At 64.5% G+C, this 26,017-nt stretch carries 27 protein-coding genes; 17 read left to right on the top strand and 10 right to left on the bottom strand.

The features are described from left to right. Positions 1-154: 154 nt before the first annotated feature. Positions 155-2,116: an EAL domain-containing protein gene (locus IVB12_RS18415; protein WP_247300975.1), complete on the bottom strand. Its 1,962-nt coding sequence runs from the start codon at positions 2,114-2,116 to the stop codon at positions 155-157. A 372-nt stretch (positions 2,117-2,488) separates the two neighbouring features. Beyond that, positions 2,489-2,854: a nuclear transport factor 2 family protein gene (locus tag IVB12_RS18410; protein ID WP_247300974.1), complete on the bottom strand. Its 366-nt coding sequence runs from the start codon at positions 2,852-2,854 to the stop codon at positions 2,489-2,491. A gap of 180 nt (positions 2,855-3,034) precedes the next feature. Between IVB12_RS18410 and IVB12_RS18405 the strand changes: the two genes are divergently transcribed. The 3 genes from IVB12_RS18405 to hemC are packed head-to-tail and all read left to right on the top strand — an operon-like array spanning position 3,035 to position 6,313. Then, entirely contained in the window at positions 3,035-3,625 is a 591-nt protein-coding gene (locus IVB12_RS18405) for a TetR/AcrR family transcriptional regulator (protein ID WP_247300973.1), read from the top strand. Positions 3,626-3,680: 55 nt separating this feature from the next. After that, positions 3,681-5,306 carry a choline dehydrogenase gene (locus IVB12_RS18400; protein WP_247300972.1) on the top strand — a complete coding sequence of 542 codons (1,626 nt, stop codon included), beginning with the start codon at positions 3,681-3,683 and terminating at the stop codon, positions 5,304-5,306. A 26-nt stretch (positions 5,307-5,332) separates the two neighbouring features. After that, positions 5,333-6,313, top strand: a complete 981-nt coding sequence (gene hemC, locus IVB12_RS18395) for a hydroxymethylbilane synthase (protein ID WP_247300971.1) — start codon at positions 5,333-5,335, stop codon at positions 6,311-6,313. A gap of 169 nt (positions 6,314-6,482) precedes the next feature. Here hemC and hemE read toward each other — a convergent pair whose 3' ends face one another. After that, positions 6,483-7,517, bottom strand: coding sequence for a uroporphyrinogen decarboxylase (hemE, locus tag IVB12_RS18390; RefSeq protein WP_247300970.1), 1,035 nt, complete (start codon positions 7,515-7,517; stop codon positions 6,483-6,485). A gap of 106 nt (positions 7,518-7,623) precedes the next feature. Here hemE and IVB12_RS18385 point away from each other — a divergent pair, with 106 nt between their 5' ends. Together IVB12_RS18385 and IVB12_RS18380 are read left to right on the top strand one after the other, a co-directional pair. After that, positions 7,624-7,839: a hypothetical protein gene (locus IVB12_RS18385; RefSeq protein ID WP_247300969.1), complete on the top strand. Its 216-nt coding sequence runs from the start codon at positions 7,624-7,626 to the stop codon at positions 7,837-7,839. 175 nt (positions 7,840-8,014) lie between these two features. Next, positions 8,015-9,919, top strand: a complete 1,905-nt coding sequence (locus IVB12_RS18380) for a diguanylate cyclase (RefSeq protein WP_247300968.1) — start codon at positions 8,015-8,017, stop codon at positions 9,917-9,919. Between the two features lie 9 nt (positions 9,920-9,928). On the opposite strand, the gene IVB12_RS18375 is transcribed toward IVB12_RS18380, so the two are convergent. Further along, the gene (locus IVB12_RS18375) at positions 9,929-10,147 is read right to left on the bottom strand and encodes a SlyX family protein (protein ID WP_247300967.1); all 219 of its coding nucleotides are present in this window, start codon (positions 10,145-10,147) and stop codon (positions 9,929-9,931) included. After that, entirely contained in the window at positions 10,137-10,889 is a 753-nt protein-coding gene (locus IVB12_RS18370; protein ID WP_247300966.1) for a rhodanese-related sulfurtransferase, read from the bottom strand. The genes IVB12_RS18375 and IVB12_RS18370 overlap by 11 nt, the downstream gene beginning before the upstream one ends. Before the next feature lie 200 nt (positions 10,890-11,089). Between IVB12_RS18370 and ggt the strand changes: the two genes are divergently transcribed. The 5 genes from ggt (at position 11,090) to IVB12_RS18345 (ending at position 17,295) form a co-directional block, all read left to right on the top strand. Further along, complete coding sequence (gene ggt, locus IVB12_RS18365; protein WP_247300965.1) at positions 11,090-12,676, top strand: gamma-glutamyltransferase; 1,587 nt, start codon at positions 11,090-11,092, stop codon at positions 12,674-12,676. Between the two features lie 216 nt (positions 12,677-12,892). Further along, positions 12,893-13,456, top strand: coding sequence for a (2Fe-2S)-binding protein (locus IVB12_RS18360; protein WP_247300980.1), 564 nt, complete (start codon positions 12,893-12,895; stop codon positions 13,454-13,456). A 4-nt stretch (positions 13,457-13,460) separates the two neighbouring features. Continuing rightward, on the top strand, positions 13,461-14,477 hold the full coding sequence (locus IVB12_RS18355) for a xanthine dehydrogenase family protein subunit M (RefSeq protein WP_247300964.1): 1,017 nt from the start codon (positions 13,461-13,463) through the stop codon (positions 14,475-14,477). 2 nt (positions 14,478-14,479) lie between these two features. Next, positions 14,480-16,771 carry a xanthine dehydrogenase family protein molybdopterin-binding subunit gene (locus IVB12_RS18350; RefSeq protein ID WP_247300963.1) on the top strand — a complete coding sequence of 764 codons (2,292 nt, stop codon included), beginning with the start codon at positions 14,480-14,482 and terminating at the stop codon, positions 16,769-16,771. A 59-nt stretch (positions 16,772-16,830) separates the two neighbouring features. Next, complete coding sequence (locus IVB12_RS18345) at positions 16,831-17,295, top strand: FKBP-type peptidyl-prolyl cis-trans isomerase (protein WP_247300962.1); 465 nt, start codon at positions 16,831-16,833, stop codon at positions 17,293-17,295. A gap of 153 nt (positions 17,296-17,448) precedes the next feature. Here IVB12_RS18345 and IVB12_RS18340 read toward each other — a convergent pair whose 3' ends face one another. After that, positions 17,449-17,667 (bottom strand): CsbD family protein, encoded by a 219-nt coding sequence (locus IVB12_RS18340; protein WP_247300961.1) that lies wholly within the window; start codon positions 17,665-17,667, stop codon positions 17,449-17,451. Between the two features lie 127 nt (positions 17,668-17,794). Between IVB12_RS18340 and IVB12_RS18335 the strand changes: the two genes are divergently transcribed. The 3 genes from IVB12_RS18335 (at position 17,795) to IVB12_RS18325 (ending at position 19,388) form a co-directional block, all read left to right on the top strand. Further along, positions 17,795-18,307 (top strand): cupin domain-containing protein, encoded by a 513-nt coding sequence (locus IVB12_RS18335; protein ID WP_247300960.1) that lies wholly within the window; start codon positions 17,795-17,797, stop codon positions 18,305-18,307. 129 nt (positions 18,308-18,436) lie between these two features. After that, positions 18,437-18,865: a VOC family protein gene (locus IVB12_RS18330; protein ID WP_247300959.1), complete on the top strand. Its 429-nt coding sequence runs from the start codon at positions 18,437-18,439 to the stop codon at positions 18,863-18,865. A 34-nt stretch (positions 18,866-18,899) separates the two neighbouring features. Further along, the gene (locus IVB12_RS18325) at positions 18,900-19,388 is read left to right on the top strand and encodes a VOC family protein (RefSeq protein ID WP_247300958.1); all 489 of its coding nucleotides are present in this window, start codon (positions 18,900-18,902) and stop codon (positions 19,386-19,388) included. A 119-nt stretch (positions 19,389-19,507) separates the two neighbouring features. On the opposite strand, the gene IVB12_RS18320 is transcribed toward IVB12_RS18325, so the two are convergent. After that, positions 19,508-20,635, bottom strand: a complete 1,128-nt coding sequence (locus IVB12_RS18320; RefSeq protein WP_247300957.1) for a hypothetical protein — start codon at positions 20,633-20,635, stop codon at positions 19,508-19,510. Positions 20,636-20,637: 2 nt separating this feature from the next. Beyond that, positions 20,638-21,333 carry a FecR family protein gene (locus IVB12_RS18315; protein WP_247300956.1) on the bottom strand — a complete coding sequence of 232 codons (696 nt, stop codon included), beginning with the start codon at positions 21,331-21,333 and terminating at the stop codon, positions 20,638-20,640. 199 nt (positions 21,334-21,532) lie between these two features. On the opposite strand from IVB12_RS18315, the gene IVB12_RS18310 reads away from it, so the two are divergent. Continuing rightward, positions 21,533-22,813 (top strand): phospholipid carrier-dependent glycosyltransferase, encoded by a 1,281-nt coding sequence (locus IVB12_RS18310; protein WP_247300955.1) that lies wholly within the window; start codon positions 21,533-21,535, stop codon positions 22,811-22,813. A 57-nt stretch (positions 22,814-22,870) separates the two neighbouring features. Here IVB12_RS18310 and IVB12_RS18305 read toward each other — a convergent pair whose 3' ends face one another. After that, complete coding sequence (locus IVB12_RS18305) at positions 22,871-23,512, bottom strand: OmpA family protein (protein WP_247300954.1); 642 nt, start codon at positions 23,510-23,512, stop codon at positions 22,871-22,873. 371 nt (positions 23,513-23,883) lie between these two features. Here IVB12_RS18305 and IVB12_RS18300 point away from each other — a divergent pair, with 371 nt between their 5' ends. The 3 genes from IVB12_RS18300 (at position 23,884) to IVB12_RS18290 (ending at position 25,755) form a co-directional block, all read left to right on the top strand. Next, on the top strand, positions 23,884-24,120 hold the full coding sequence (locus tag IVB12_RS18300) for a hypothetical protein (RefSeq protein ID WP_247300979.1): 237 nt from the start codon (positions 23,884-23,886) through the stop codon (positions 24,118-24,120). 120 nt (positions 24,121-24,240) lie between these two features. Then, positions 24,241-24,486, top strand: a complete 246-nt coding sequence (locus IVB12_RS18295) for a hypothetical protein (RefSeq protein WP_247279554.1) — start codon at positions 24,241-24,243, stop codon at positions 24,484-24,486. 102 nt (positions 24,487-24,588) lie between these two features. After that, positions 24,589-25,755 (top strand): crosslink repair DNA glycosylase YcaQ family protein, encoded by a 1,167-nt coding sequence (locus IVB12_RS18290; protein ID WP_247300953.1) that lies wholly within the window; start codon positions 24,589-24,591, stop codon positions 25,753-25,755. Between the two features lie 3 nt (positions 25,756-25,758). Here the strand turns inward: IVB12_RS18290 and IVB12_RS18285 are convergent, their stop codons facing one another. Continuing rightward, the gene (locus IVB12_RS18285) at positions 25,759-26,004 is read right to left on the bottom strand and encodes a zinc-binding dehydrogenase (RefSeq protein WP_247300952.1); all 246 of its coding nucleotides are present in this window, start codon (positions 26,002-26,004) and stop codon (positions 25,759-25,761) included. Positions 26,005-26,017: the final 13 nt, after the last annotated feature.

Here is a 26,017-nt window from a genome sequence, read left to right as displayed (position 1 = left end):
TCCCGACACCGCCTCGATTCGACGCAAAATCAAGCGCGCGGGCTGGGATGATGCCTTCCTCCTCAGTATGCTTCGCCATATGCGATAGCCCTGCCCGCAAGCGGGAGGGAGCGCACCTCTTTCGTAGCGGCACCGATCTTAACCCGATCGAGTCCTACGCCGCAAAGGTCGCCCGATGTTTCTTGCTGTCCAGCAGCGCCAGCACGGCATCGGCCGCCACCGGCCGGCTGATCAGATAGCCCTGCACCTCGTCGCAGCTGATCTGGCGCAGATATTCGAGTTGGTCGGAGGTCTCGACGCCTTCAGCGACGACACCGATGCGCAGGTCCCGCGCGAGCGAGACCACCGACTTGACGATCGCAGCGCAGTCCGGCTGCACCAGCACGTCGCGGATGAAGGACTGGTCGATTTTGATACGGCTGAACGGCAGCTTGCGTAAATAGGTGAGCGAGGAGAAGCCCGTCCCGAAATCATCGAGCGCCACGGTGACCCCGAGCTCCAGCAGCGCATTCAGGACCGATGCGGCCGAGCCGTATTTAGACAGCAGCATCGATTCCGTGATCTCGATCTCGAGCCGCCTGGGAGAGATCTTCGCGTCGGCAAGCGCCTGCACGATGGTCTGGAGAATGCCGGTGTTGTGAAATTGTGCCGCAGAGAAGTTCACGGCGACCCTAATCTGTTCGGGCCATTGCGCCACCGTCGTGCAGGCGCGGCGGATGACCCATTCGCCGATCTCGTGGATGAGCCCGGTCTCCTCCGCGATCGGTATGAATTCGCTCGGCGGCACCAGTCCGCGTATTGGATGCTGCCAGCGCAGCAGCGCCTCGAAGCCTGTGATGCGGTTGTCGCCCAGACCGAGGAACGGCTGGAACACCAGGAACAGCTCGTCCCTCGCGATCGCGCCCGCGAGGTCCGATTGCAGCGCCTTGCGGTCGCGGGACGCTTTGTCGTCGCTGGTCTCGAAGAAGCAGACCGTGCCGGCTCCCGCCTTCTTGGCGCGATAGAGCGCGGCGTCGGCATTCTTAATGAGGTCGAACGGCGTGTTGCCGTCGCGCGGCGCAAGCACGATGCCGACGCTGGTCGCGCCGACGATCTGGCGGCCCTCGATCTGGAACGATTCGGCGAAGGCCGCGACGAAGCGCTCGGCGATCTCGAGCGCATCTTCTGGCCGCGCCACATTGTTCATGACCAGCGCGAATTCGTCGCCGCCGATGCGCGCGACATGCTCGGCCGCGCGCGTGCAGCGCCGCAGGCGGCTTGCAACCTGGACCAGGAATTCGTCGCCGGCGGGATGACCAAACTGGTCGTTGACCTCCTTGAAGCGGTCGAGGTCGAGCAGCAGCACCGCGAATTCCTCGCCTGATAACGCCAGCCGTTTGAGCGCGGCATCGAGCGTTTCGTTGAACGCGACGCGGTTGGGCAAATGGGTGAGGGGATCCCGCCGCACCGTGCGCTCCGCTTCGAGTTGCTGCATCACGCGATGCGCGAACGAGAACGAATTGACGAACACGCCGCGGAGCAGCACGCTTCCGTAGACCACGACCAGGAATGCGATCAGCAGGAAGGCAAGATCGCCGTTCCGGCACAGGCAGATGGCGATGCCGAGGAAGATGGGCGCCGTGAAGGCGATGGCCGCGATCGGGATCGTCGCGAAGGCCAGCGCGCCGCCCGCCAGCATGCCCGAGCACAGGCAGGTGATGACGAGCTGGCCGCCGGTCGAAGCGTCGGAGAAGAACGCGACTGGGACGATGCCCCAGGCCGCGCCAAGGATGAAGGCGTTGCGCACCAGCCGGTGCATGGCACGGCGCGAGACGAATTGCGGCTTGGTGATGCGGCGCGTGGCGTGGGATTGCAGGCCGAATGCGATCGCGGCGGCGGCCACGGCGACCGCCCAGATCAGGGCCGGCATCCGGTCCGGCGACTGCCACAGCGCGACGGCCAGCACGATGGCGTTGCAGGCATTGGCCAGCATGATGCCGACGGAATAGCCCAGCACCAGCGACATCTGTTCGGCCCTAATATGACCGGCGACGGCCTCGTCGGCTGCAGGACCGCCTAACGCCGACAGATCGCCGGCGAACAGCCGTGCGAAATAGCTGGTCGTTTGAGTCCGCATTCGAGAGCCTGGCAGCGTCCGCCGTTGGTCCGGCTGGAAGCTGAGAATTCGCTACAAACCTTTGACGAACTATGAATTGTCCTCGGCCGCGACCGCCGCCGTGACCACTTCTGCGTGTTCAAACGAGGGTATCGATAACAAATCGATACAAATGCGCGATGGCAGGGGATGTTCGCCCGTAACTCCGCTGTTGTGCCCCGGCTTGCCGCCTTTGCTAAAGCTCCGACGGGCCGAGATACCATTGTGGCCCCGGCGTAGCCTTGGCGGAGACGGGACCGGGGCATCAATACGCCGCGGCCTATCAATTGACTATTGGCGTCTCGGCGTACCGGATCGTCCAGTCAAGCCGGGCGATGACACCGCTGTCCGGAATCATCGCCCCAACTGCTTCGGATCGTAATAGAACCTCTCCTCGATCACCTGATCGCCCCGCCAGGTCTGCCACGCGACCTCGTCGAGCGTCCGGGTGATCCCTTCGGCGTTGGTGAAGCTGAAGCACCAGCGGGTCGCGACATGGTCGCCCTCGATCAGGCTCGGCCCAATGCGCACGGCCTTGACCTCCTTCGAAGCGGCCAGCACGCCGCGCTCCTTGGCGATGAGCTTATCGCGCCCAACCGTCGGAGCAGCGCTGTTCTCGTAGGTGACGGCATCAGGCGCGCAGAACTGTTCAATGGCGCCGATGAAGTCTCCTGCTTCCAGCCGCTGCGCAAACGCTTCGACAATGTCACGACTCGGCAATGGCACACCTCACGAGTAAAACCGACTGATAGTCGGTAAATACCGACCGGTGGTCGAAAAGTCAACTGGCCGCCTGTGCCGAACTCGACTAAAGCGAGAGTGAGTTGAACCGGTGCGAGCCGAGAACTCACCTCTCCCGAAGTTCCGAAGGGAGAGGTATTCTGAACCCAGACGAGACACATGGCAAAGCAGGCGGAGCGGCGGGCGGCGACCATTGAAGCGATCCTGACGGCGGCGCGCCGTCTGTTCGGGACACAAGGCTTCGCCGCCACCACCATGGACGAGATCGCGGAGGCCGCCCGCGTCGCCAAGGGCGCGGTTTATCATCACTTCAAGACCAAGGAGGCGGTGTTCGAAGCCGTGTTCGACCAGGTCTCGCGCGACCTCGTTGTCGAGATCGACAGCGCCGCGCGCGCCGAGAAGGACGTGCTCGCCGCTATGGTTGCCGGTACCCAGCATTACTTTGCGGCGACGGCAAAGGGCCCCACCGGCCAGATCATCCTGCGCGACGGGCCAGCCGTGCTCGGCTGGGAACGTTGGCGCGAGATCGACGTCAAGCATTTCGGTGGCAAGCTGCCGCGCACCCTTGCGGCCGCGATGGAGGCCGGCCTGATCGCGCGACAGCCGGTCGAGCCGCTGGCGCGGCTGCTGCTCGGCGCAGTCACGGAGGCCGCGGTCGCCTGTGCCGGGCGCGCTGATATCACAAGGGCGGGGGCGGAATATGCCCGTGCGTTCAGGTCGCTGGTCGAGGCGCTGCGCCTGCATGCATGATTGTGCTAAGTGACGAAGCTGGAAACGCCAACACCAACAAAAAGAACAGTAGCGCATGAACGCAAATTCCTCCCACGCGCCGTCCGATCCCGAATTCGACTACATCATCGTCGGTGCCGGCTCGGCCGGCTGCGTGCTCGCCAACCGGCTCTCGGCGAATGGCAAGCACAGCGTGCTGCTGCTCGAAGCTGGCCCGAAGGATTCCAACATCTGGATCCACGTGCCGCTCGGCTACGGCAAGCTGTTCAAGGAAAAGACCGTCAACTGGATGTACCAGACCGAGCCGGAGCCCGAGCTGAAGGGGCGCCAGGTCTTCCAGCCGCGCGGCAAGACGCTGGGCGGCTCCAGCTCGATCAACGGCCTGCTCTATGTCCGCGGTCAGCACGAGGACTACGACCGCTGGCGCCAGCTCGGCAACACCGGCTGGGGTTATGACGACGTGCTGCCCTACTTCAAGAAGGCCGAGAACCAGACGCGCGGTGCCGACCAATATCACGGCAGCGGCGGCCCGCTGCCGGTGTCCGACATGATCGTGACCGATCCGCTGTCGAAGGCGTTCATCGACGCCGCGGTCGAGACCGGTCTGCCCTACAATCCGGATTTCAATGGCGCCACGCAGGAAGGCGTCGGCCTATTCCAGACCACGACGCGCAATGGCCGCCGCGCTTCGACGGCGGTGGCCTATCTCGGCCCCGCCAAGTCGCGCAGCAATCTCAAGATCGAGACCTCCGCACACGCTCGGCGCGTCCTGTTCGAAGGGCGGCGGGCGGTCGGAGTCGAATACCGGCAAGGCGCGGCCTTGCGCCGCGCGCGGGCCCGCAAGGAAATCGTGCTGTCGAGCGGGGCCTACAACTCGCCGCAACTGCTTCAGCTCTCCGGCGTCGGCCCGGCCGATCTCCTCCGCACGCATGGTATCGACGTCGTGCTGGAGGCGCCGGGTGTCGGCCACGATCTTCAGGACCACATGCAGGTCCGCATCGTGATGCGTTGCTCGCAGAAGATCACGCTCAACGACACCATCAATCATCCGCTGCGCCGCACGATGGCGGGCGCACGTTACGCGCTGTTCCGCAAGGGCTGGCTGACGATCGCGGCGGGCACAGCGGGCGCGTTCTTCAAGACCAGCCCGCGGCTCGCTTCGCCCGACATCCAGGTGCACTTCCTGCCGTTCTCGACCGACAAGATGGGCGAGAAGCTGCACGATTTCTCCGGCTTCACCGCCTCCGTATGCCAGCTCCGGCCCGAAAGCCGCGGGACCCTGCGCATCAAAAGTGCCGACCCGACCGTGCCGCCGGAGATCCGCATCAACTACATGTCGACCGAGACCGATCGCACCACCAACGTCGAAGCCCTGAAGATCCTGCGCAAGATCCTGAGCGCAGCGGCGCTGAAGCCGTTCGTCGCTGGCGAGGTCGATCCCGGCACGAAAATATCCACGGATGCCGAGCTGCTCGATTTCTGCCGCGAGCGCGGCAGCACCATCTACCATCCGACCTCGACCTGTCGTATGGGCAACGACGCGCTCGCGGTGGTCGACCAACGGCTGAAGGTGAGGGGGCTTGATGCCCTCCGCGTCGTCGACGGCTCGGTCATGCCGGACCTGGTGTCGGGGAACACCAACGCGCCCATCATCATGATCGCCGAAAAGGCCTCCGACATGATATTGGAGGATGCGCGCTAACCCGCGCGCTTCGAGAGGACAAAGACTTGGCTACGCGATTCAAGATCGGCACCCGCAAGAGCGCGATGGCGCTGGCACAGACGGAAGAGATTGTGCGCTGCCTGACCGCCGCCGTGCCCGATCTCGACGTCGAGATCGTCAAATTCGACACGACGGGCGATCTCGACCAGACCAGCAAGCTCCTGCCCCACGGCGGCAAGGGCGGCGCCTTCGTGGCGCAGATCCGCGCCGCCGTGCTCTCGGGCGAATTGCAGGCGGCGATGCACTCGCTGAAGGACATGCCGGGCAACGAGGACACGCCCGGCCTCGTGATCGGCGCCACGCTCTCGCGCGATCCGCCCAGTGACGCGCTGGTGCTGCGTTATGGCGCGACGCTGGAGACGTTTCGGCAAACGCGCGGCCGAGGCTTCAAGATCGGGACCAATGCCGTACGGCGCGCAGCCTATGCGCGTCGGCTCTTTCCGGAGGCAGAGATCATTCATTTTCGCGGTGCGGCCGACACGCGTGTGCGCAAGCTCGACAACAAGACGAAGCAGCGTCTGCCCGATGGTGGCGAGGTGGGTCCCGCGGATGCGCTGATCATGGCGCGCTCCGGCCTTGATCGCGTCGGCCTTTCCCATCGCATCGCCTACGAATTCACGCCGGCGGAGATGCTGCCCGCCGCAGGCCAGGGCATCGTCGCCGTTGAATGCGCGGCGCAGGATTGGCAGACGCGGCAAATCCTTGCATCGATCGACGATCCCGCCGCGCACGCCTGCGCCAACGCGGAGCGCGAAGTGCTATGGGTGCTCAACGGCCACTGCAATTCGCCGGTGGCGAGCTTTTCGACCATCGCCGGCGATCGGATGTCGCTGACGGCCTCCGTGCTCGACCTCTCCGGCAACACCATCATCGAGGCCTCGCGTTCAGGCCCCGCCAACCGCCCGCGCGAACTCGGTCGTGCGGTGGGTCTGGATCTGCTGGCCAAGGGTGCCGCCGAGATCATCGAGCGCAGCCGGCCGCACTAGCCTGCCTGTGAGATCATAATCGGCGATGATGTCATCGTGCACCTGTTTTGCCCGACGTGTCAAACGCGCCGGGTGAGTCATGCCGGCTTAGATTTTTCAATGACTTGTCTACTGTGCATGGGGTTGTTTTCGCGCTTTTTGTTTTGCCGCGCCCCACCTGCGAAATAAATCAGCCCCGCACGCGCTTCAGCATCTGCTCGACATGGGCGATCGGCGTTTCCGGCTGGATGCCGTGCCCGAGATTGAAGATCAGCCGCCCTTGCGCAAAATTCGCCAGTACGTCGTCGACGGCGCGGTCGAGCGCGGTACCCCCAGTGATCAGCACCAGCGGGTCGAGATTGCCCTGCACGGCGACCTTGCTCTGCACGCGCTCGCGGATGAAGCCCGGCTCCGCGGTCCAGTCAATGCTGACCGCGTTGACGCCGGTTGCCTCGACATAGGCCGGCAGCTGCGCGCCGGCGCCGCGCGGGAAGCCGATGATCTTCGCATCCGGCACCTTTGCGCGCACGCCTTCGACGATGCGCCGCGTCGGCTCGGCCGACCAGCGCGCGAACTCTGCCGGCGGCAGCACGCCGGCCCAGGTGTCGAAGATCTGCAAGGCGTCGGCGCCGGCGGCGAGCTGCGCCAGCAGATATTCGACCGAGTTGTCGACCAGCACGTCGATGATCTCTGCAAACGCCCCCGGATGCCGGTAGGCCATCATGCGCGCCGGTGCCTGGTCGGGCGTGCCCTGGCCGGCGACCATGTAGGTCGCTACCGTCCACGGTGCGCCGCAGAAGCCGATCAGCGCGGCCTCGGGAGCGAGCGCGCCGCGCACGATCCGCAGCGCCTCAAACACGGGTGCGAGCTTGGAGAAGTCGGCCCGCGCGGCCAGCGTCGCAACCTTCGCCGGGTCATCCAGCGGTTCGAGCCGCGGGCCTTCGCCGACCTCGAAACGCACGGAGCGGCCGAGCGCATAGGGGATCACGAGGATGTCCGAGAAGATGATCGCGGCATCGAAGCCGAATCGCCGGATCGGTTGCAGCGTCACCTCCGCGGCAAGCTCCGGATTGAAGCAGAGATCGAGGAAGCCGCCCGCCTTGGCGCGCACCTCGCGATATTCCGGCAAGTAGCGGCCGGCCTGCCGCATCATCCACATGGGGGGGATGGCTTGGCGCTGGCCGGAGAGCACGTCAATGAAGGGCTTTGGCGCAGACTGGGGCACGAATGGTCCTGAAGAGAGTTATGGCTCCTGATACACTGCCGCGGCCCCCAGCGGAACAGGGGAACCAGCGCGAGTGGGCCGCGTTGACCAGCCAATGGAGGAGATCATGGCTGAGAGATTCAACCCTGCGCCGCACGACAAGCATGCCGATGACCTGCGCGAGGCGCTCGCCGCCGATCGCAACGCCAAGCTCGACGGCGGTCTGAAGGATACGTTCCCGGCCTCCGATCCCGTCAGCGCCGCGCAACCGACACCCTCGAAGGCGGATGCGGATGCCGAGCACCCCACGCTCTGGGAGAAAGTTAAGGCCATCTTCAGCTAGCGGGCGGGGGAGCCGTTCCCGATAGGCGCGGTAATGTTCTGTTAGCGATGCGCTGATGCTTGCGTCCGTACGAGTACGGGAAACAGGGCATATCGCCGCGCATTACCGCGGTAACTTCAGAGTTCAATAACAGAAGCGGCAGAGTTTCCGAAAAGATCGGAGAATTCTCTGCCGCATGAGTGCTGCCACCCAAAGAGCCGGATGGAGCCGTCTGCCGCTGCGCGCGGCGGCGTTCGTCGTGCTGACCTGCGCGACCATTCTCGGGGTCAGCGGCTGGCGCGAATGGGCCGCGCGCGATGCGGTGCTCAAGGGTGCCGAGACCGAAATGGCGAACGTTGCCCGTTCGCTGACACAGCATGCAGAGGACAGCCTCGATCTGCTGGATTCCGGCGTCGTCGGCGTCGTCAGCCGGCTGGAGATGGACGGCGCCGGTCCAGCCACGATCGCGAAGCTGCGCACCCTGCTGGAAGCGCGCAAGAGGGCCGTCGAGCGCATTCACAGCCTCGCCATCATCGACGATCAGGGCAATTGGCTGACCTTGCCCGGCACGATCGGCTCGACCTTCAGCGACGACGCGTTCTTCCGTCATCATCAGCTCTCTGCGAAGCGAGAGGCCCATGTCGGCCGTCCCGTGAAGAGCCTGCTGGACGGCGAATGGGTCGTCACCCTGTCGCGTCGCTTCAACAAGCCGGACGGCAGCTTCGGCGGCGTGGTGCTCGCGACCATCAGCTCGAAATATCTTTCGCATTTCTACGAGCAGTTCGAGATCGGCCGCAACAGTTCGGTGGCGCTGACGCATGGCGAGGGCCTGATCGTTGCGCGCAACCCGAGCAACGACAAATTCGTGGGCCGCAACGTCGGCGACACGCCGCTGTTCCGCGACGCCAGCCTGCAGCGACCGGGCGGCGCCTATCATTTCAAGTCGCCGCTGGATGGCGTCCAGCGGGTCAGCTTCTTCAAGCGCAGCAGCCGTTACCCGTTGGTCCTGCTCGCCACCGTTGACAAGGACGAACTGCTGGCGCCCTGGCGCGCAGCCGCGATCTCCCGCATGCTCCACGTGGTCGCCCTCGTGATGCTGATCGCGGTCATCGGTGCCGTGCTGGTGCGGCAGCTGCAACGGGGCCAGCGCATGGCCGCGGCCCTGATCGAGAAGGAGGCTCACTTCCGCCTGCTCGCGGAAGGCTCTAGCGATATGGTGACCCGCATCGGGCTCGACGAGCGGCTGCGCTATGTCTCGCCCTCGTCGGTGCGCCTCGTCGGCTGGCGCGCCAATCAACTGATCGGCACGCCGGCGCTCGCGGGCGTCAATCCGGAGGATCGGCCGCAGGTTCAGGCGATCGTCGACGCCATGAAGCGTGGCGAGAAGGAGGAGGCGCGCCTCGTCTATCGCAACTCGCACCGGGAGAACGGCGAAGTCTGGCTCGAATCGACCATGCGGGTGACACGCAAGGACAACGGCAACCTCGACGGCGTGGTGGCGATCTCGCGCGACATCACCGAACACAAGAAGCTGGAGACCAGGCTCGAGACGCTCGCGATCGAGGACAGCCTCACCGGCCTTGCCAACCGCCGCCGCTTCGACGAATGTCTGAAGGACGAGTGGGCGCGCGCCTATCGCGACCGCTCAAGTCTCGCCTTGCTGATGGTCGACGTCGACCACTTCAAGGCCTACAACGACGAATATGGCCATCCCGCTGGCGACGCCTGCCTCCGCGGGGTGGCGCAGGTCATCGCGGCCGAGATGCAGCGTCCGGGCGATCTGGCGGCACGCTATGGCGGCGAGGAGTTCGCTATGCTGCTGCCGAACACTGATGCCGAGGGCTGCGCCCGGATCGGCGACCGGATTCGACGGGCGATCCGCGAGGCGGGCCTCGTTCACACCACCAACTGTGCCACCGGTTGCGTTACCGCTTCGCTCGGAGGCGCAGCCTGCCGGCCGGTGCTGGAGCGCACGGCGGGCGTGGCCTCGCTCGTCGAGGCGGCCGATCAGGCGCTCTACGGCGCGAAAGAAGCCGGGCGCAACCGGTTGATGATGTCGGGCGAGGTGGCCAGCCTAATGCTCAAGGCGTCCGGTCAGTAGCTCATCGTTTCAATAATGCGGCGGGCGCTCGTTGGCAGGCCCCGGCGCATTCGCCTCGGCATCCTGGAGCCGTTCACTGAGCTGCGCGATCTGCCGCGTCAGCGCATCGATCTGCTTCCACTGTGCGGTGATCGTCTGGTTCAGCGTTTCGATAGTATCGTCCTGATAGCTGAGGCGCATCTCCAATGTGTCGATGCGCTCGCTCAGCGTCTTGATCTCATTCGTCACGGCCGTGCCCCTTGTCGAGTTCGCGCAAAGCGTGGCGGAGCGCGACGCGCTCGTCGAACACGAAGCACTCGCCGCGCCAGCGGCTCTGCGTCTCCGGCACCTCTGCCAGATATCTCAGGATGCCGCCCTTGAGGTGATAGACCTCGGCAAAGCCGCGCGCGAGCAGATGCGCGCTGGCCTTCTCGCAGCGAATGCCGCCGGTGCAGAACATCGCGATCCTGCGGTGCTTGGCCGGATCGAGCTGATCGGCGGCAAAGTCCTTGAACTGGCCAAAGCTCTTGATGCCGGGATCGACCGCGCCCTCGAACGTGCCCATCGCCACCTCGAAGGCGTTGCGGGTGTCGAGCAGCAGCGTGTCGGGTGCCGCGATCAACGCATTCCATTCGGCGGCGTCGACATACGTGCCGACCTTCTTGGTCGGATCGGCGGCCGCATCGCCGAGCGTGACGATCTCCTTTTTCAGCCGCACCTTGAGCCGGCGGAACGGCATCGCCGCCGCGGTCGAGAATTTGAGCTCGAGATGGTCCAGCCTGCCGCCGAACATGTCGCCGTGCGCGAGCTCGTGAGCGAAAGCGTCGATCGCCTCCGGCGGGCCCGCGACGGTGCCGTTGATGCCCTCCTGGGCCAGCAGCACGCTGCCCTTCAGGGCCAGGCTAGCACAGAATGCACGCAACGGCTCGCGCAGCTCCCGGTGATCCGGGAGGGCGGCGAATTGGTAGAAGGCGGCGACCTTGTAAGTCATGGCGGCTCGTTTAGCAGGCGACGGCCGCCCGGAAAACCCGCTATGGCTGAAGCCGCGAACCGTGCATATACGCCCAGCGGATGGCAGCCATTTCATTGGTATGCCAGCATTGCTCCGGCGGGCCGGAATATGCCATGTAGGCCGGGTTTTTCCGAGCTGGCGCGCCGTCGCGCCGGACGTCCAAGAAAGCAAGAATTCGCATGAGAAACTTCCATTTCCCCGGCAGGTCCACGGTCCACGCCACCAACGCGATGGTGGCGACCTCGCATCCGCTGGCCTCGCTCGCCGCGATCGAGGTGCTGCGTGAGGGCGGCACGGCGGTGGACGCGGCGGTCGCCGGCTCGGCCGTGCTTGGCGTGATCGAGCCGCAATCGACCGGTATCGGCGGCGACTGCTTTGCGCTGATCCAGCCGCGGGGCGAGGGCAAGATCATCGCCTATAACGGCTCCGGCCGCGCGCCGAAAGCGGCGAACGCCGACTGGTATCTCGAGCGCAAGATCAATTCCGTGCCGCTGACCTCGGCGCATGCGGTGTCGATTCCGGGCGTGGTCGACGCCTTTGCCACCGTGTTGCGCGATCACGGCAAGTTCGGCTTCGACCGGCTGCTCCAGCCCGCGATCAAGGCGGCTGAAGAAGGTTATGTCGTCGCGCCGCGCATCGCCTTCGACTGGAAGAACCAATTCGAGAAGCTGAAGGGTGGCACCAACACCGTGCGTTATTTGTTGCCGGGCGGAAAGCCGCCGGTGGCCGGCGACCTCATCCGCCAGCCGGAGCTCGGCAACACGCTGCGCGCGATCGCCAAGGACGGTCGCGACGCCTTCTATAAGGGTCCGATCGCGGAAGACATGGTCGAGACCCTCAGGGGCATCGGCGGCCTGCACACGCTCGACGATTTCGCCGCGCATACGACGGAAGTGACCACGCCGATCGGCACCATGTACAAGGGCTATGACGTCTGGCAGTGCCCGCCGAACGGACCCGGCCTCACCATGCTGCTGATGCTCAACATCCTGTCGCGGTTTGACCTGAAGAAATATGCACCGCTCAGCATCGAGCGTTTCCATCTCGAGGCGGAAGCCGCGCGCATCGCCTACATGCATCGCGAGCTGCATGTCGCCGATCCCGACCACATGCAGATCGAAGTCGCCAAGATCCTCGCCAAGGAATTCTGCGACGAGCACATCGCCAAGATCCGCATGGACGGCATGCTCGACCTGCCCAACGTCGCACCGCCGATGAATCCCTCGACCATCTACATCACGGTGGTGGACAAGGACCGCAACGTCTGCTCGTTCATCAACTCGATCGCGCATTCCTTCGGCTCGGCGATCGTCTCGGACAAGACCGGCGTCTTGTTCCAGAACCGTGCCGGCGGCTTCCGCATCCAGCCGGGCCATCCCAACTGCATCGCGGGCGGCAAACGGCCGCTGCACACGATCATGCCGAGCCTGCTCACCAAGGGCGGCCGCTCCGTGATGCCGTTCGCGGTGATGGGCGGACAATATCAGCCGGTCGGCCAGACCCATGTGCTGACCAACATCCTCGACTATGGCTGTGACGTGCAGGAGGCGATCGACATGCCGCGCGGCCTGCACTACGAGGGCCAATATCAGCTCGAGGACAGCGTGCCAGCCGCGATCGTCGAAGGCCTGAAGAAGCTCGGCCACAAGACCACCAGCGTGGTCGGTCCGCTCGGCGGCGCCCAGGCGATCTGGATCGATTGGGACAAGGGCACGCTCACCGGCGGTTCCGATCCACGCAAGGACGGTTGCGCGCTGGGCTATTGAGGCCGCCCGCGCGGTTCCCCGCAAGATCAGGAAAAGTTGACGAAGGGCGGCGCGGCATTTGCTGCGTCGCCCTTTCTCGTTCGGAACGGAGCTCATGCCTTCAGGTTAAGGGGCGATGAGCGGTGCAGGCGTGTGCTGCTTGGTTCGAAGCAGTGGAGGCCGTCCATGTCCCATAAATCAAGTTCCAAAGCATCCGCATTCGATCGGCGCGCCTTTATGGTGGGCGCTGCCGGCAGTGCGCTTGTTCCGATCACGGCGCGCGCAGCCGCGGGGGATACAAGCGCGTCAGTCGCACAAGATCCGGCGCTTCCTCTCGAGGTCACCCTCCACGTCAACGGCAAGGACAAGCGCCTGAGCATCGATCCGCGCACCACGGTGCTCGACGCGCTGCGCGAACACCTCAAGCTCACCGGCAGCAAGAAGGGCTGCGATCACGGCCAGTGCGGTGCCTGCACGGTGCTGATCGACGATCGGCGCGTGCTGTCGTGCCTGACGCTTGCGCTCGCCGCCGAGGGACAGGAGATCACGACGATCGAAGGGCTTGCCACCGACGACCGTCTGCATCCGATGCAGCAGGCCTTCATCGACAACGACGCATTCCAGTGCGGCTATTGCACGCCCGGCCAGATCATGTCCGCTGTGGCCTGCGTCAAGGAGGGCCATGCAAACAGTGAGGCCGATATCCGCGAATATATGAGCGGCAATATTTGTCGCTGTGCCGCTTATCCCAATATCGTCGCCGCCGTGAAGCAGGCCGCGCCCGAGATCATGAAAGGCTAGGCGCATGCGACCGTTTTCGTATCAGAGGGCAACAGACCCTGACATGGCCGTGCAGGCACTCAGCGCCGCCGCGGCCGCGAACAATCCGCTGACCCAGGCCGCTGCGCAGCCGCTCGCCGGCGGCACCACGCTGATCGACCTGATGAAACTGGATGTGATGCGGCCGGCCGCGATCGTCGATATCAATCCGCTCGCGCACGGCTGGTCGGCGATCGAGTCAACGGGCGATAATTTGCGGCTCGGCGCGCTCGCAAAGATGTCCGACGTCGCCGCGCATGACGGCATCCAGCGCAACTACCCGGTAATTGCCAATTCGCTGAAGCTCGCTGCCAGCGCCCAGCTACGCAACATGGCGACGCTCGGCGGCAACGTGATGCAGCGGACGCGTTGCAGCTATTTCCGCGATGTCTCCTACGAGAATTGCAACAAGCGCCATCCCGGCTCCGGTTGCGCCGCGATGGACGGCGTCAACCGCATGCATGCCGTGCTCGGAATCTCCGACCAGTGCATCGCGACCTATCCCGGCGATTTCGCCCAGGCGCTGATCGCGCTCGACGCCGTGGTCGAGATCACGGGCAAGGCCGGCACGCGCAGCATGCCGTTCGCCCAGCTTCACAAGGCGCCAGGCAGTACGCCAGACATCGAGACCACGCTGCAACCCGGCGAGCTGATCTCGGCCTTTGCAGTGTCCGGACGCTGGCCGCGATCGGTGTATCTGAAGGCGCGCGACCGCCAATCCTACGAGTTCGCGCTGTCTTCGGCTGCGGTCGCGCTCGACGTGCAGGACGGCACGATCAAGGATGCGCGCGTCGCGCTCGGCGGTGTCGCAACCGTGCCCTGGCGAGCGCGCGAAGCGGAGGCGCTGCTCAAGGGACAAAAATTCGACGAAGCCTTAGCACAACGCGTCGCCGATGCCGCGTTCGCAGACGCGAGGGGGCGGCGGCACAACAGCTTCAAGATCGCGCTCGGCAAGCGCGTGGTGGCACGCGCGCTCCAGCAGGCCGTAACGATGGAGATCTGATCATGACTGCTGCTGCTCCCGAGCCGAAGACAAACATGGGCCAGCCCGTGCCGCGCTATGACGCCGTCGTAAAGGTGACGGGACGCGCCACCTATGCGTCGGACATGCCGCTCGCCGATCCCGCCTATGCGTTTCTCGTCACCAGCGCCATCGCCAAGGGGCGAATCGATCGCTTCGACCTCGATGAAGCCAAGCGTGTCCGCGGCGTGATCGACATCGTCACGCACGAGAATGGGCCGAAGCTGAAGGAGTCGAAGCTCTTCAGCAATGGCGGCTATGCGGGCACGACGATCCAGCCGCTGAAATCGGCCGACATTGCCCATGATGGCCAGATCATCGCGGTGGTCATTGCCGAAAGCTACGAGGCGGCGCGCGAGGCGGCCAACCGCGTCAAGGTCAGCTACACAGCCGCCGCGCCGAGCGCGACCTTCGACTCGCCCGGAACGACCATTGCGGCCGCGAAGGGGCAGAATGCCCAATTCAAGGAAGACCCGAAGGTCGGCAACTTCGCAAAGGCGTTCGAGGAGGCCGAGGTCAAGCTGACCGCGTCCTACGACACCCCGACACAGCACCACAATCCGATGGAGCTGTTCTCGACGAGCTGCGCCTGGATGGGCGACGAACTCGTCATCTACGAGCCGAGCCAATTCGTCTACGGCCTGAAATATGGCGTCGCCGAACAGCTCGGCATCGACGCCGACAAGGTCCGCGTGGTCAACCCCTATGTCGGCGGCGGCTTCGGCTCGCGCGGCTCGATGACGCCGCGCACCGCCATCATCGCCGCCATTGCGAAGCGCCTGAACCGGCCGATCAAGCTGGTCCCGACCCGCGACCAGGGCTTTACCATCACCACCTATCGCGCCGAGACCCGCCACGAGATCAAGCTGGGTGCGAGCCGTGATGGCAAGCTGCTGGCCTTAAAACATGAGGGCTCCGAAGTCTCTTCGCGCCCCGACGCCTATTGCGTCGGCGGCACCAAGACCACGACGCGGCTCTATGCCTGTCCGAATGTCGACAGCCTCGTCTCGATCGTGCGCGCGGACCGCAACACGCCCGGCTTCATGCGTTCTCCACCGGAGGTGCCGTATCTGTTTGCGCTGGAGAGCGCGATGGACGAGCTTGCGGTGAAATTGAACATGGATCCGGTCGAGCTCCGCCGTATCAATGATACCACCGTTGAGCCGATTGGCGGCAAGCCCTACACGTCGCGCTCGCTGATGGCCTGTTTCGACGAGGCCGCCAAGGCGTTCGGCTGGGCGCAACGCTCGCCGCAGCCGAAATCGATGTCGGATGGCGACTGGCTGATCGGCTATGGCTGTGCCGCCACCTGCTATCCGACCCAGATGGGCCCGGCGGCCGCGCGCGTGCGCCTCCAGCGCGACGGCCGCACCCGCGTCGAGATCGCCGGCCACGAGATCGGGACCGGCGCCTACACCGTCATCGCCCAGACCGCCGCCGAGCGGCTCGGCGTGCCGCTCGAGAAGGTTGCGGTCTTCATCGGCGACAGCGATCTGCCGCCGGCGCCTGTTGCCGGAGGCTCGAATTCGACGGCCAGCACCTGCTCCGTGGTGATGATGGTATGCGATCAGATCCGCCAGCGCCTGTTCAAGGCGGCGATGCCAAGCCAGAGCCTGACGGACAAGGCCAAGGAGACCGTCGGCATCGGCCAGACACCGGCCACACAGGCGGCGAAAGGTGACCGCCCGCTCGACCTCGAGAAGGCCTTCGACGCGCTCGGTGTCGGCGTCGTCGAGGAGTATGGCGAGTGGAAGCCGGAGGGCGCGCCGCTGGATTCCTTCCGCGCCATGCACAGCGGGCAGGTGCGGCTCGTCGGCGGTCACGCCATGAAAGACCAGATCGCCTATGCCTTCGGTGCTGAGTTCGTCGAGGTCCGCGTCAACCGCTTCACGCATGAGATCCGCTGTCCCCGTCTGGTTGGTGCGTTCGCGGCAGGCCGCATCATGAATCCGCGCACCGCGCGCAGCCAGCTGATGGGCGGGCTGATCTGGGGCATGTCGTCGGCGCTGCTGGAGGCTACCGAGATCGACGAGCGCAACGCGCGCTACGTCAACGACAACTTCGCCGACTACCTCGTGCCCGTGAATGCGGACGTGCCCGGCGTCGAGGTCATCCTGCTCTCCGAGCAGGACGATCACATCAACCCGGCAGGCGTGAAGGGTGTCGGTGAGCTCGCCAATGTCGGTACCAATGCGGCGATCTGCAACGCGATCTATCACGCCACCGGCCAGCGCATCCGCAAGCTCCCGGTCCGGCTGGAAAATATCGAGCTGTAGGGGTGGAAACCCCACCCGCGTTGCGCTAGACACCTCCCGCCTCAAACGGAAGGTGCCTCATGCAGCGTTTCCAACGCGCGCTCCTCGCCCTGATGTCGGCACTCGCGATCACCGTGATTGCCAGCGCGTCGCATTTCGTGTCCACCACGGCCTCGGCCCAGACCGCAGGAAAGACCATGACCACAGCTTCAGGCTTGCAGATCATCGATAGCGTCGCCGGCACTGGCGCTTCGCCCAAGGCGGGCCAGATCTGCGTGATGCACTATACCGGCTGGCTCTACGAGAACGGCCAGAAGGGCAAGAAATTCGACTCGTCCGTCGACCGCAACGAGCCGTTCGAATTCCCGATCGGCAAGGGCCGCGTCATCGCCGGCTGGGACGAGGGCGTCGCTTCGATGAAAGTCGGCGGCAAGCGCACGCTGATCATCCCGCCGCAACTCGGCTACGGCGCCCGCGGTGCCGGCGGCGTGATCCCGCCGAACGCGACGTTGATGTTCGACGTGGAATTGCTCGCGGTAAAGTGACGGCGCAGCCGTCATTCCGGGATGGTCCGAAGGGGCAGACCCGGAATCTCGAGATCTCGGGTTCGATGCTGCGGATCCGCGGATGGCTGAGCAAGACAAACAAAAAGACCGGCCTTCCGGCCGGCCTTTTCTTCGCTTTCAGCGATGCGCGCGCTACTCCGCGGCGCGCTTTGCCGCAGCGGCGGCACGATCCATTGCCTCCTTCGCGGCGTCCTTGGCATCGCCCATGGCCTGCTGGCCCTTGCCCTTCACTTCCTGAACTGCGCCTTCGCCCTTCATGCGATCGGAGCCAGTGGCTTCGCCGATGCCTTGCTTGGTCTTGCCGATCGCCTCGTTGGCATTGCCCTTGATCTTGTCGGTCGTGCTACCCATGCAACTCTCCTTCGGGTTTGCTCGCGACGACAACGTCTCATGACTACGAGGGTTCCGAATTTGCTGTGGCTCGCAGGCGTGGCTTTGGGTTAGTTTGCCGCGCAAGGAACCAACAGAAAGCAGTCCCATGACCGGCCATGACCACACGCATTCGCACCATGCACAGGATCACGACGATCGCTGGAAACATGACGGCGTACGCGTCATCCCGGGCAACCAGCTCGATACGAATGTGCCATCGACGGCAGGTATGGACCGCGCGGCCGCGATCAACTTCGCGCGGGTCGGCGCCCAGAAATTGTGGGCGGGCACGGTGAGCATCAAACCCGACGCCAAGACCGGCGCGCATCACCACGGCCATCTCGAAAGCGTCATCTATGTGGTGAAGGGCAAGGCCCGGATGCGCTGGGGCGAGCGTCTGCAATTCACCGCGGAGGCAGGCCCTGGCGATTTCATTTTCGTGCCGCCTTACGTCCCGCATCAGGAGATCAACGCCAGTCCCGACGAGGTGCTGGAATGCGTGCTGGTGCGCAGCGACGGCGAGGCGGTCGCGATCAATCTCGATATCGAGCCGGTCGAGAAGCCCGAAACCGTGCTGTGGATCGACCCCGTTCACCGCGATCCCAACGAGAAGAAGTAAGGCGCCCCGAGGAGGAGCGAGGTTCGGAGCGACGGAACCTTGCAGCAGAAGGTCAAAAATATTCGGAAGCCATGTCGGATGGCCGCCGGCTGGTCCGTCCTTGGGCAGAACCCCGCCAAGGAGCCTCCGATGCCCAAGATGATCTTCGTCAATCTGCCGGTGACCGACCTCAGGCGCGCCACTGCCTTCTACGAGGCGATCGGCGCGGTCAAGAACCCCCAATTCTGCGATGAGACAGCGAGCTGCATGGTCTTTTCCGAGACCATTTTCGCCATGCTGCTGACCCACGACAAATTCCGTCAATTCACGCCGAAGCCGATCGCGGATGCCAAGACCTCGAACCAGGTCCTGTTCTGCCTGTCCGCCGAGAGCCGCAGCGAGGTCGACGATATCGTCGGCAAGGCTGAGGCTGCGGGCGGGGTGGCCGATCCCAGTCCGAAGGACGAATACAGCTTCATGTACGGCCGCAGCTTCGAAGATCCGGATGGCCATATGTGGGGCGTGAACTGGATGGATCTCGCCGCGGCCCCCTTGCAGCCCGACATGGCGACGGCCTGATCCAAGCCCGCCAAGATCGAACAGGAGCATTCAAATGTCGAAGGTTACGCCCTGCCTGTGGTTCAACGGCGACGCTGAAGAAGCCGCCAATTTCTACGTCTCCCTGCTGCCCGATTCCAAGATCGTGCACGTCCAGCGCAACGTCTCCGATGGCCCCTCCGGCAAGCAGGGTTCGGTGCTCGTCGTCGAGTTCACGCTCGGCGGACAGCGCTTGGTCGCGCTGAATGGCGGAATGAAAATGGAGTACACCCACGCGCTGTCGCTGATGATCGATTGCGATGACCAGGCCCAGGTCGACAGCGTCTGGAGCGCGTTCCTGGCGCATGGGGGCAAGGAAGAAAGGTGCGGCTGGGTCAGGGATCGCTGGGGCGTGGCCTGGCAGGTGGTGCCGAAGGCGATGTTCGAATTCTTGTCGAGCCCCGACAAGGCGGCGGCCGCGCGCGCGATGCAGGCCATGATGAAGATGGTCAAGCTCGATGTCGATGTTCTGCGTCGAGCGTTCGAGGGCAAGTCGGCGGCGTGAGAGCCGGACGGATGCCGTACGGTGGGCAAAGGCGCATTCGCGCCGTGCCCACCAGCGTTCTCAAGGCGAGAGAAAAGCGCTGGGCGCACTTCGCTTCGCCCACCGTACGAGACTGTGCCTCAATAACTAATCCTAAGCCCCACGCCGCCGTGGATGGTATTGCCGACCGGCTGCGGGCCCAGCGTGCCGTTGGCGAACAGATCCACGATCCAGCCCTTTTGCACGCGGAAGCCGAGGCGGCCGCCATATTCGAACCAGCCCTGGTTGCCCATGGTCGGGACCACCACGCCGTTGCCGGTCACGGTCGCCACGATGCCGCCGTGGCTCGCAAAGGACTGGACCCAGCCGCCGTTGATGTTGGCCTCAATGTTGCTGCCGTAGAGATGCGTCCACTGGCCGCCGATCTTCACCAGGCTGGTGCGGTCGGTGCCGGTCGCAATCGCGGCGTCGAACGGATTGAAAGCCACTGCGCCGTCGGTGTAGCCCGACACCCGCTGCCAGAGCTGCCAGACCTCGACGGAGGCCGCGACCTCGTCGCGCGGCGACAGGCGGCTCATCCAGCCGGCGCGGCCATAGACGGCGTAGTTCGAGGCGTTGGTCGAACTGGTCACGCTCACGGGCCCGAGGCTGGTGTCGTAGCCGCGCGTGTAGCGCGCCTTCTCCCAGGGCGTCAGGATCGTGCCGACGTCGAAGAACGGGCGCGACGAGCCCCAGTCGGTGAAGTCATAACGTAGCGCGAAGGCACCGATCGGTGCGCTCGTGATCTTGTAGCCGCCCTCGTTGTAGTGCGTGTAGGCGATGCCGGCGAGCAGCGACAGATTGTTGGTCAGCTCCTTGCGGCCATGGATGCCCGCGGAGAACGAGCCGGCCGAGCCGAACGCGCTGATGCAGTCGCTGCAATTGACCTGCTCGTTGACGCCGAGCAGCACCGTGCCAAGCACACGGTTGGTGATCATCTGGTTGAAGCGCTGATTGGCGAGGCCGCGAATCGAATTGCCGCTGGAATCCGCGCCGGTCGGTGTCGGGCTCGGAGACGGAGATGGGCTCGGAGCGGGCGCAGGATCCGGGCTCGGCGAGGGGGAGGGCGTTGGGGACGGTGAATAGGTCGGGTAAGGCGTCGGCTCACCGCATTCGGATCCGCACGTCGCCTGGGCTACAGCCGGTCGAATATCCAGCGCAAACGCAAGCGCAGCCAAGGTGGCCAGCGCGCCGGCGCGGACCAAGCGCTTGAAGCGGAGTTTCGCCATTGTCACCGCCCGCACAGCATGCCGTCGTCTTGGACGGCAGGTGTGATGGTCGGCGAGGCGGCGGCATATTGGTTGACCGCGCAAAGCCCGGCATTTGCGGCGCAGTTGGCGGCGAACGTCCAGGGCGGGGTATTGGACTTGGTGATGCCGGACTTGCCGCCGGTGGAGGTGATGATGGCGGTGTCGCCGGGCTGGGTGAGCTGCACGCACTGGGAGCTCTTCGTGCAGACGCTGGCCGCGCCGTCCTGAAGCACGACGACGGATCGGCCATGCTGCGAGAGGATGTCGAGCGTGGTGCCGCGTACGCCGATGGTTGCGAGCGGGGTCGTGATCTTGTAGGCGGTCTTGTCGGAATGTCCGGTGACGAAGCGGAATGCGCCGGTGGTCATGCGGATCGCGACGTCGCGATAGCTGTGCTCGTCGTTGAAGACGGTGCGGTCGAGCTTCAGCGTCGCGCTCGGGCCCAGTGACAGATTGGTGCTGTCGGCCATGACGAAGCGCGCCGCGCTGTCAGCGCCGGTGCGCACAGTCTCGTCGCGCAGCATGCTGTCGCCGACACTAATCGGCGTGGTGCTCGCGGCCACGCGCACCACTTCGTTCTGGATCACGACGGCCTCGCCGACGCGCGTCTGCGCCTGCGCGCCAGGGCACAATGCGGCCGACAACAGAGAGGAGAAAAGCCAGAAACGCAAATTCATTTCGCAACCGATCGACGTGTCCCTGATCGTACCGGATCGCGCGCGCTTAGGATGTGGCGGAATTATCACAAGCGGCGTGGACGTGCGTTATGCTTAGTGACAGTTGCGGCAGAATGCGTTCAATGAAAACTGCGATCTCTTTTTTGTCCGCGGTGACGCCAATTTGCCACGCAAAACATCTCCACAGCCGACGCTCGAATTGTCCGCGGTTCCAAAGGTGTCGCGGAGCGCAGTGATTGCTGTCGCGATTTTCCTGGTTGCTCATCTGGCGCTGCTGCTCGGTCTTTCGACGCCAGAGAAGTTCGTCTTCGACGAGGTGCATTATGTGCCGGCGGCGCGGCAGATGCTGACGCCTGCGATGTCGCAGCCGATGCTCAATCCGATGCACCCGCCGCTGGGGAAGGAGCTGATCGCAGCATCGATCGCAGCCTTCGGCGACAACGCGTTTGGCTGGCGGTATCCGGCGACCTTGTTCGGCGCGCTCGCGGTGGTCGCGATCTATCTGTGCGGCCTCGCGCTGTTCTCTGCGCAAGGGCCGGCGATCGCAGCCGCGCTGATCACTGCCAGCAACCAGATGCTCTACGTGCAGGCGCGCATCGCCATGCTCGACATCTTTGCGCTCGGCTTCGGCCTGCTCGCGACCGCCGCCTTCATGCATGGTTTTCGAAGAGAGCGGCCGCATGCGCTGTTCGCGCTCGCGGGCGGCCTGTTCGGCTGTGCTGCGGCCTGCAAATGGAGCGGCCTGTTTCCACTGGCCGTCTGCATTATGGTCCTTGGGGTGATTCGCCTGATGCAGGGCTGGCACACGCTGTTCGCCGACGCCAAGCCGAGCGACTGGTATCGGCCCGATCTCTGGCCCGGCTTTCGGGTACAGCATGCCGCGCTCTGCTTCGCCCTCCTGCCGGCGTTGACGTATCCTGCCGCTTTCGTTCCGCTGTACGGATTGTCGTTGCCGGATTTGGTCGAGGCGCAGCGGCGAATCTTCGCTGACAACACCACGACGGCGATCGCCGGCCACACCTATATGAGCGCGTGGCCATCCTGGCCGTTGCTCGCCCGCCCGGTCTGGTTCCTGTTCGACAAGACGGCGGAGGACAGCGTCGCCGCGATCGTCTTCCTCGGCAATCCGCTGGTGTTGTGGCCGGCGCTGCTCGCGCTCGCGGTCGTGCTCCGCGACTTCATCGTGGCGCGGCGCTGGGATGCATTCCTGATCGCGGCGTTCTATTTCGGCCCCTGGCTCGCCTGGGCGCTGCTGCCACGCACGCTGGGCTTCATTTACTACTACCTGCCGGCTGCGACCGCGGCGTCGCTTGCGCTGGTCTATGTTCTGCGCCGGGACGGATTGCCGCGCTGGCTGCTGTGGGCCTATGTCGGCATCGCCGCCGCCGGCTTTGCAGCCCTGCTGCCGATCTCCGCGGCCTTTGTCGGCAGCTCAATGCGAACCTTCGGCCGATTGATGCTGTTCCAGAGCTGGATATGACATCGCCGCCTGCCGGGTTACAGCAGGCGGCGCGTTTCGTCACGCGTAACTAGGCGATCATTTCGACGCGGTCTTGGTGTCCATGTTCACGACCTGGACGCGGCGGTTGACCGGGTCGGCGCCGTTGGCGGCATCCTTCAGCTTGGTCTCGCCGTAACCGACAGTGACGAGATCAGCGCCGTTCAGGCCATAGTTCTGCACCAGGTACTTCTTGATGGTGTCGGCGCGCCGCTCGGAGAGCCCTTGATTGTACTCCTCGCCACCGGTCGCGTCGGTGTGGCCCGCGACGACGAAGGTCGAACCCTTGAGCGTCGGATCGGACAGCGCTTTGCCGAGCGCCTGCACTGATGCCACCGAGGTCTTGGCGATCTCGGCCGAGTTGTAGTCGAACTGGATCTCCAGATCGATCTTCGGCTTGGCGGCCGCGAGCTCAGCGATCTGCTCGCGCTCGCCGGTCGAGAGCGACCGGGTCGAGCGGTTGCGCACGGTGTTGAGGAACGTCGATTCCTTGGCCTGCGCGGTGGGATCGGCCTGCGGCCCAACGGACAGGCCGCGGGTCACCGGCTTCGGCTTCAATGCATCCAGGATCTGGCCCGCGGAGACGTTGTTGTCGCCGGCCAGCGCAAGGTTTGCCGTCATCGACAGGGCCGCCGAGAGAGTAATCGCCTTCAATCCAAAAAATTTATCGAAACGGGTCATTGTCGTATCCTCGCTGTATGCCTGATGGCGATTTGATGCTGTGAGCATAGGGAAGGTTCAAAGGCCCCGATGTGATCCTTGTCACATTCGAAATCACGAGCCGGGGGCCACTGTGTTCGTTCCGGCTTGCTTCGAGCCAGCTCTCTGGCCGTTCCCGGCCATCCGCGTTCGCCGATCGTCGCAAAGGCGTCGGCCCAAGGCCCGCCCACGAACAAGAATTCGTCCAGATGCGCGCCTAGCAGGCTTTGATCATTCAACAATTCGTCCGCGAGGGAGGCGAGTTCCGTCCAGTGCCGAGGCCAAGTGACTACCAGCGTGACTACCAGTTCTATCGCAGCGGCCCGCCGGATCGGACAGTGTCCCTGAGCTCAATGCCAATCTATATCGGCGCGGCGATGATCGCGGTGGCGATCCTGCTGTCGACATTGATCACGGGGCTGACCTCCCGCTATGTCGGCCTGGAAGCGCCGACCGAGGATAATATGTGGCTGGTCGATCGTCTCACTGGCAGCGTCTATCGCTGCCAGTCGGAGGGGCGCGGCAAGGCATCCTGCGAGCCGGACACTGCTACGGGCAGCCTCGGGGAGCGCCCAAAAGCCGCACGCTAAGGGGGGCTATCGCTGCGGCGCAGCAACGAAAATGTCTTCTCCCTGAAAACTTGTCGCTGAAGAATGGCTCTTGCGTTGGGCCGGCACGACGCCGGTTTTGTTCTACGGAGGAGACACTCGATGAAGATGTTGCTTTCGGCTGTTGTGCTCGCGGTGTTCGCGGCCTCGCCGGCTTCTGCGGCAAAGATGCAACCCTGTACAGGCGAGGCTATCGGCAAATCGATGACCGCAATGGGAACCGTGGATTCGCCCGCCAAACAGGCGATGGCCAAGGAAATGGCTGCGGCCAACACCGAGATGAGCAAAGGCAATATGCGCGGCGCCTGCATGCATTACATGAAGGCGCAGAAGATGGGCGCGAAATAGTGAGCAGTTCGCTGACAGATCGCGCTGTCAGCAGATGGCAGCGCGGTTTTCTTTGGCTGTCTTGTTTGCCTCAGCGCGAATCCCGCTACATTGCATCCTGCAATGTCCCGCGCTCCCAAGCCTCTCCCCCTCTCGACGACACAGGCCAGGCAGATCTGGCTGCATGCCCAGCGGCTGGACGAGCGTACCCCGTTCGGCGAAGGCGCGCAGGCCGTCGCGCATGCGGTCGCTCATCTCGGCTATGTGCAGATCGACACCATCAACGTGATCGAGCGCTGCCACCACCACATCCTGTTCAGCCGCATCCCGTCCTACCGCCGCGCTGATCTTCGCCATGCCCAGAGCGTCGACCGAAGTGTGTTCGAATACTGGACGCATGCGCTGTCCTACGTGCCGGCGAGCGACTTCCGCTTCTTCCTGCCGGCGATGCGCGAGCACCGGCGCGAAGGGCACAAATGGTTCAACTCGGTGAAGCCGGCCGACACGCGCAAGGTGATGCGGCTGCTGCGCGCCGCTCCGCTCACGATCCGCGACATCGAGGACGACGTGCTCGTCGAGAAGGAACATTTGTGGCAGAGCCGCAAGCCGTCGAAGCGGGCCTTGCAACTTGCCTTCTATACCGGCGCTGTGACCATCAGCGAGCGCCAGGGCATGCTCAAGACCTATGAGCTGACGACGCGCCATTTTGGCTGGGACAAGCTGCCGAAGCCGGCCTCGGCCAAGGAGATCACGGCCTATCTGCTCGACCGCGCGCTGCGCTCACAGGGTGTGGTCAGTCTGGATTCGGTCTGCCATCTCGATGCGCCGCGCAAGAAGGCGGTGGCGGGGCTGATCGCCTCGCGCGTGCGCCGCGGCGAGCTCGTGCCTGTCGCGATCGACGGCGCGGGCAAGCAGGAGCATTGGGCGGTGCCTGCGGTGCTCGAGTCCACCGGCGCGGCGGCGTCGCCCGATCTCGTCCATATCCTGTCGCCGTTCGATCCGCTGATCATCCAGCGCAAGCGCACCAATCTCATCTTCGGCTACAACCATCTGTTCGAAGCCTATGTGCCGAAGGCCAAGCGCAAGCTCGGCTATTTCGCGCTGCCCGTGCTGGTCGGCGACGAGATCGTCGCCGCGCTTGATCTCAAGACGGACCGGCAGGCCAAGAAGCTCTTGATGCAGAAATGGACCTGGGTCGGCGAGGGCAAGAAGACTGCAGGCCGCAAGGAGCTCAAGCGCAAGATCGAGGACGAGCTCGACCGGTTCGAGCGGTTTCAGCTTGCGGAGTGAGCCTCACCTCATCTGGACAACGACTTTCCCCTTGGCCCTGCCCTTCGCAAGATAGCCAAGGGCGTCCTTTGCCTGCGCGAACGGAAATACCTTGTCGATCACCGGCCGAATGTGACCCGCCGTGAGAATGTCCGAGATCTGCGAGAGCTGCCCCCCGTCCGGATGCACAAACAGGAACGAATATTCGACGCCGCGTTTTCCAGCGCCGCGAATGATCTTGCGGCTCAACAGGCCGAATAGGAACACCATGAAGAAGTTCATG

Origin of the sequence: Bradyrhizobium sp. 179 (assembly GCF_023073535.1) — a bacterium.
Taxonomy (GTDB): Bacteria; Pseudomonadota; Alphaproteobacteria; order Rhizobiales; family Xanthobacteraceae; genus Bradyrhizobium.
Note: the sequence above shows the minus strand (reverse complement) of the source record. Positions and strands in the feature narration are given on the sequence as shown.

Bases quoted from the DNA above. Each gene is read 5' to 3' on its own strand.
- IVB12_RS18290 (WP_247300953.1), top strand. From the start codon at position 24,589: ATGTCCCGCGCTCCCAAGCCTCTCCCCCTCTCGACGACACAGGCCAGG.
- IVB12_RS18400 (WP_247300972.1), top strand. From the start codon at position 3,681: ATGAACGCAAATTCCTCCCACGCGCCGTCCGATCCCGAATTCGACTAC.
- IVB12_RS18385 (WP_247300969.1), top strand. From the start codon at position 7,624: ATGGCTGAGAGATTCAACCCTGCGCCGCACGACAAGCATGCCGATGAC.
- IVB12_RS18330 (WP_247300959.1), top strand. From the start codon at position 18,437: ATGCCCAAGATGATCTTCGTCAATCTGCCGGTGACCGACCTCAGGCGC.
- IVB12_RS18285 (WP_247300952.1), bottom strand. From the start codon at position 26,004: ATGGTGTTCCTATTCGGCCTGTTGAGCCGCAAGATCATTCGCGGCGCT.
- IVB12_RS18370 (WP_247300966.1), bottom strand. From the start codon at position 10,889: ATGACTTACAAGGTCGCCGCCTTCTACCAATTCGCCGCCCTCCCGGAT.
- ggt (WP_247300965.1), top strand. From the start codon at position 11,090: ATGAGAAACTTCCATTTCCCCGGCAGGTCCACGGTCCACGCCACCAAC.
- IVB12_RS18345 (WP_247300962.1), top strand. From the start codon at position 16,831: ATGCAGCGTTTCCAACGCGCGCTCCTCGCCCTGATGTCGGCACTCGCG.
- IVB12_RS18355 (WP_247300964.1), top strand. From the start codon at position 13,461: ATGCGACCGTTTTCGTATCAGAGGGCAACAGACCCTGACATGGCCGTG.
- IVB12_RS18300 (WP_247300979.1), top strand. From the start codon at position 23,884: ATGCCAATCTATATCGGCGCGGCGATGATCGCGGTGGCGATCCTGCTG.
- IVB12_RS18340 (WP_247300961.1), bottom strand. From the start codon at position 17,667: ATGGGTAGCACGACCGACAAGATCAAGGGCAATGCCAACGAGGCGATC.
- IVB12_RS18295 (WP_247279554.1), top strand. From the start codon at position 24,241: ATGAAGATGTTGCTTTCGGCTGTTGTGCTCGCGGTGTTCGCGGCCTCG.
- IVB12_RS18380 (WP_247300968.1), top strand. From the start codon at position 8,015: ATGAGTGCTGCCACCCAAAGAGCCGGATGGAGCCGTCTGCCGCTGCGC.
- IVB12_RS18415 (WP_247300975.1), bottom strand. From the start codon at position 2,116: ATGCGGACTCAAACGACCAGCTATTTCGCACGGCTGTTCGCCGGCGAT.
- IVB12_RS18360 (WP_247300980.1), top strand. From the start codon at position 12,893: ATGGTGGGCGCTGCCGGCAGTGCGCTTGTTCCGATCACGGCGCGCGCA.
- IVB12_RS18405 (WP_247300973.1), top strand. From the start codon at position 3,035: ATGGCAAAGCAGGCGGAGCGGCGGGCGGCGACCATTGAAGCGATCCTG.
- IVB12_RS18350 (WP_247300963.1), top strand. From the start codon at position 14,480: ATGACTGCTGCTGCTCCCGAGCCGAAGACAAACATGGGCCAGCCCGTG.
- IVB12_RS18305 (WP_247300954.1), bottom strand. From the start codon at position 23,512: ATGACCCGTTTCGATAAATTTTTTGGATTGAAGGCGATTACTCTCTCG.
- IVB12_RS18325 (WP_247300958.1), top strand. From the start codon at position 18,900: ATGTCGAAGGTTACGCCCTGCCTGTGGTTCAACGGCGACGCTGAAGAA.
- IVB12_RS18335 (WP_247300960.1), top strand. From the start codon at position 17,795: ATGACCGGCCATGACCACACGCATTCGCACCATGCACAGGATCACGAC.
- IVB12_RS18320 (WP_247300957.1), bottom strand. From the start codon at position 20,635: ATGGCGAAACTCCGCTTCAAGCGCTTGGTCCGCGCCGGCGCGCTGGCC.
- IVB12_RS18315 (WP_247300956.1), bottom strand. From the start codon at position 21,333: ATGAATTTGCGTTTCTGGCTTTTCTCCTCTCTGTTGTCGGCCGCATTG.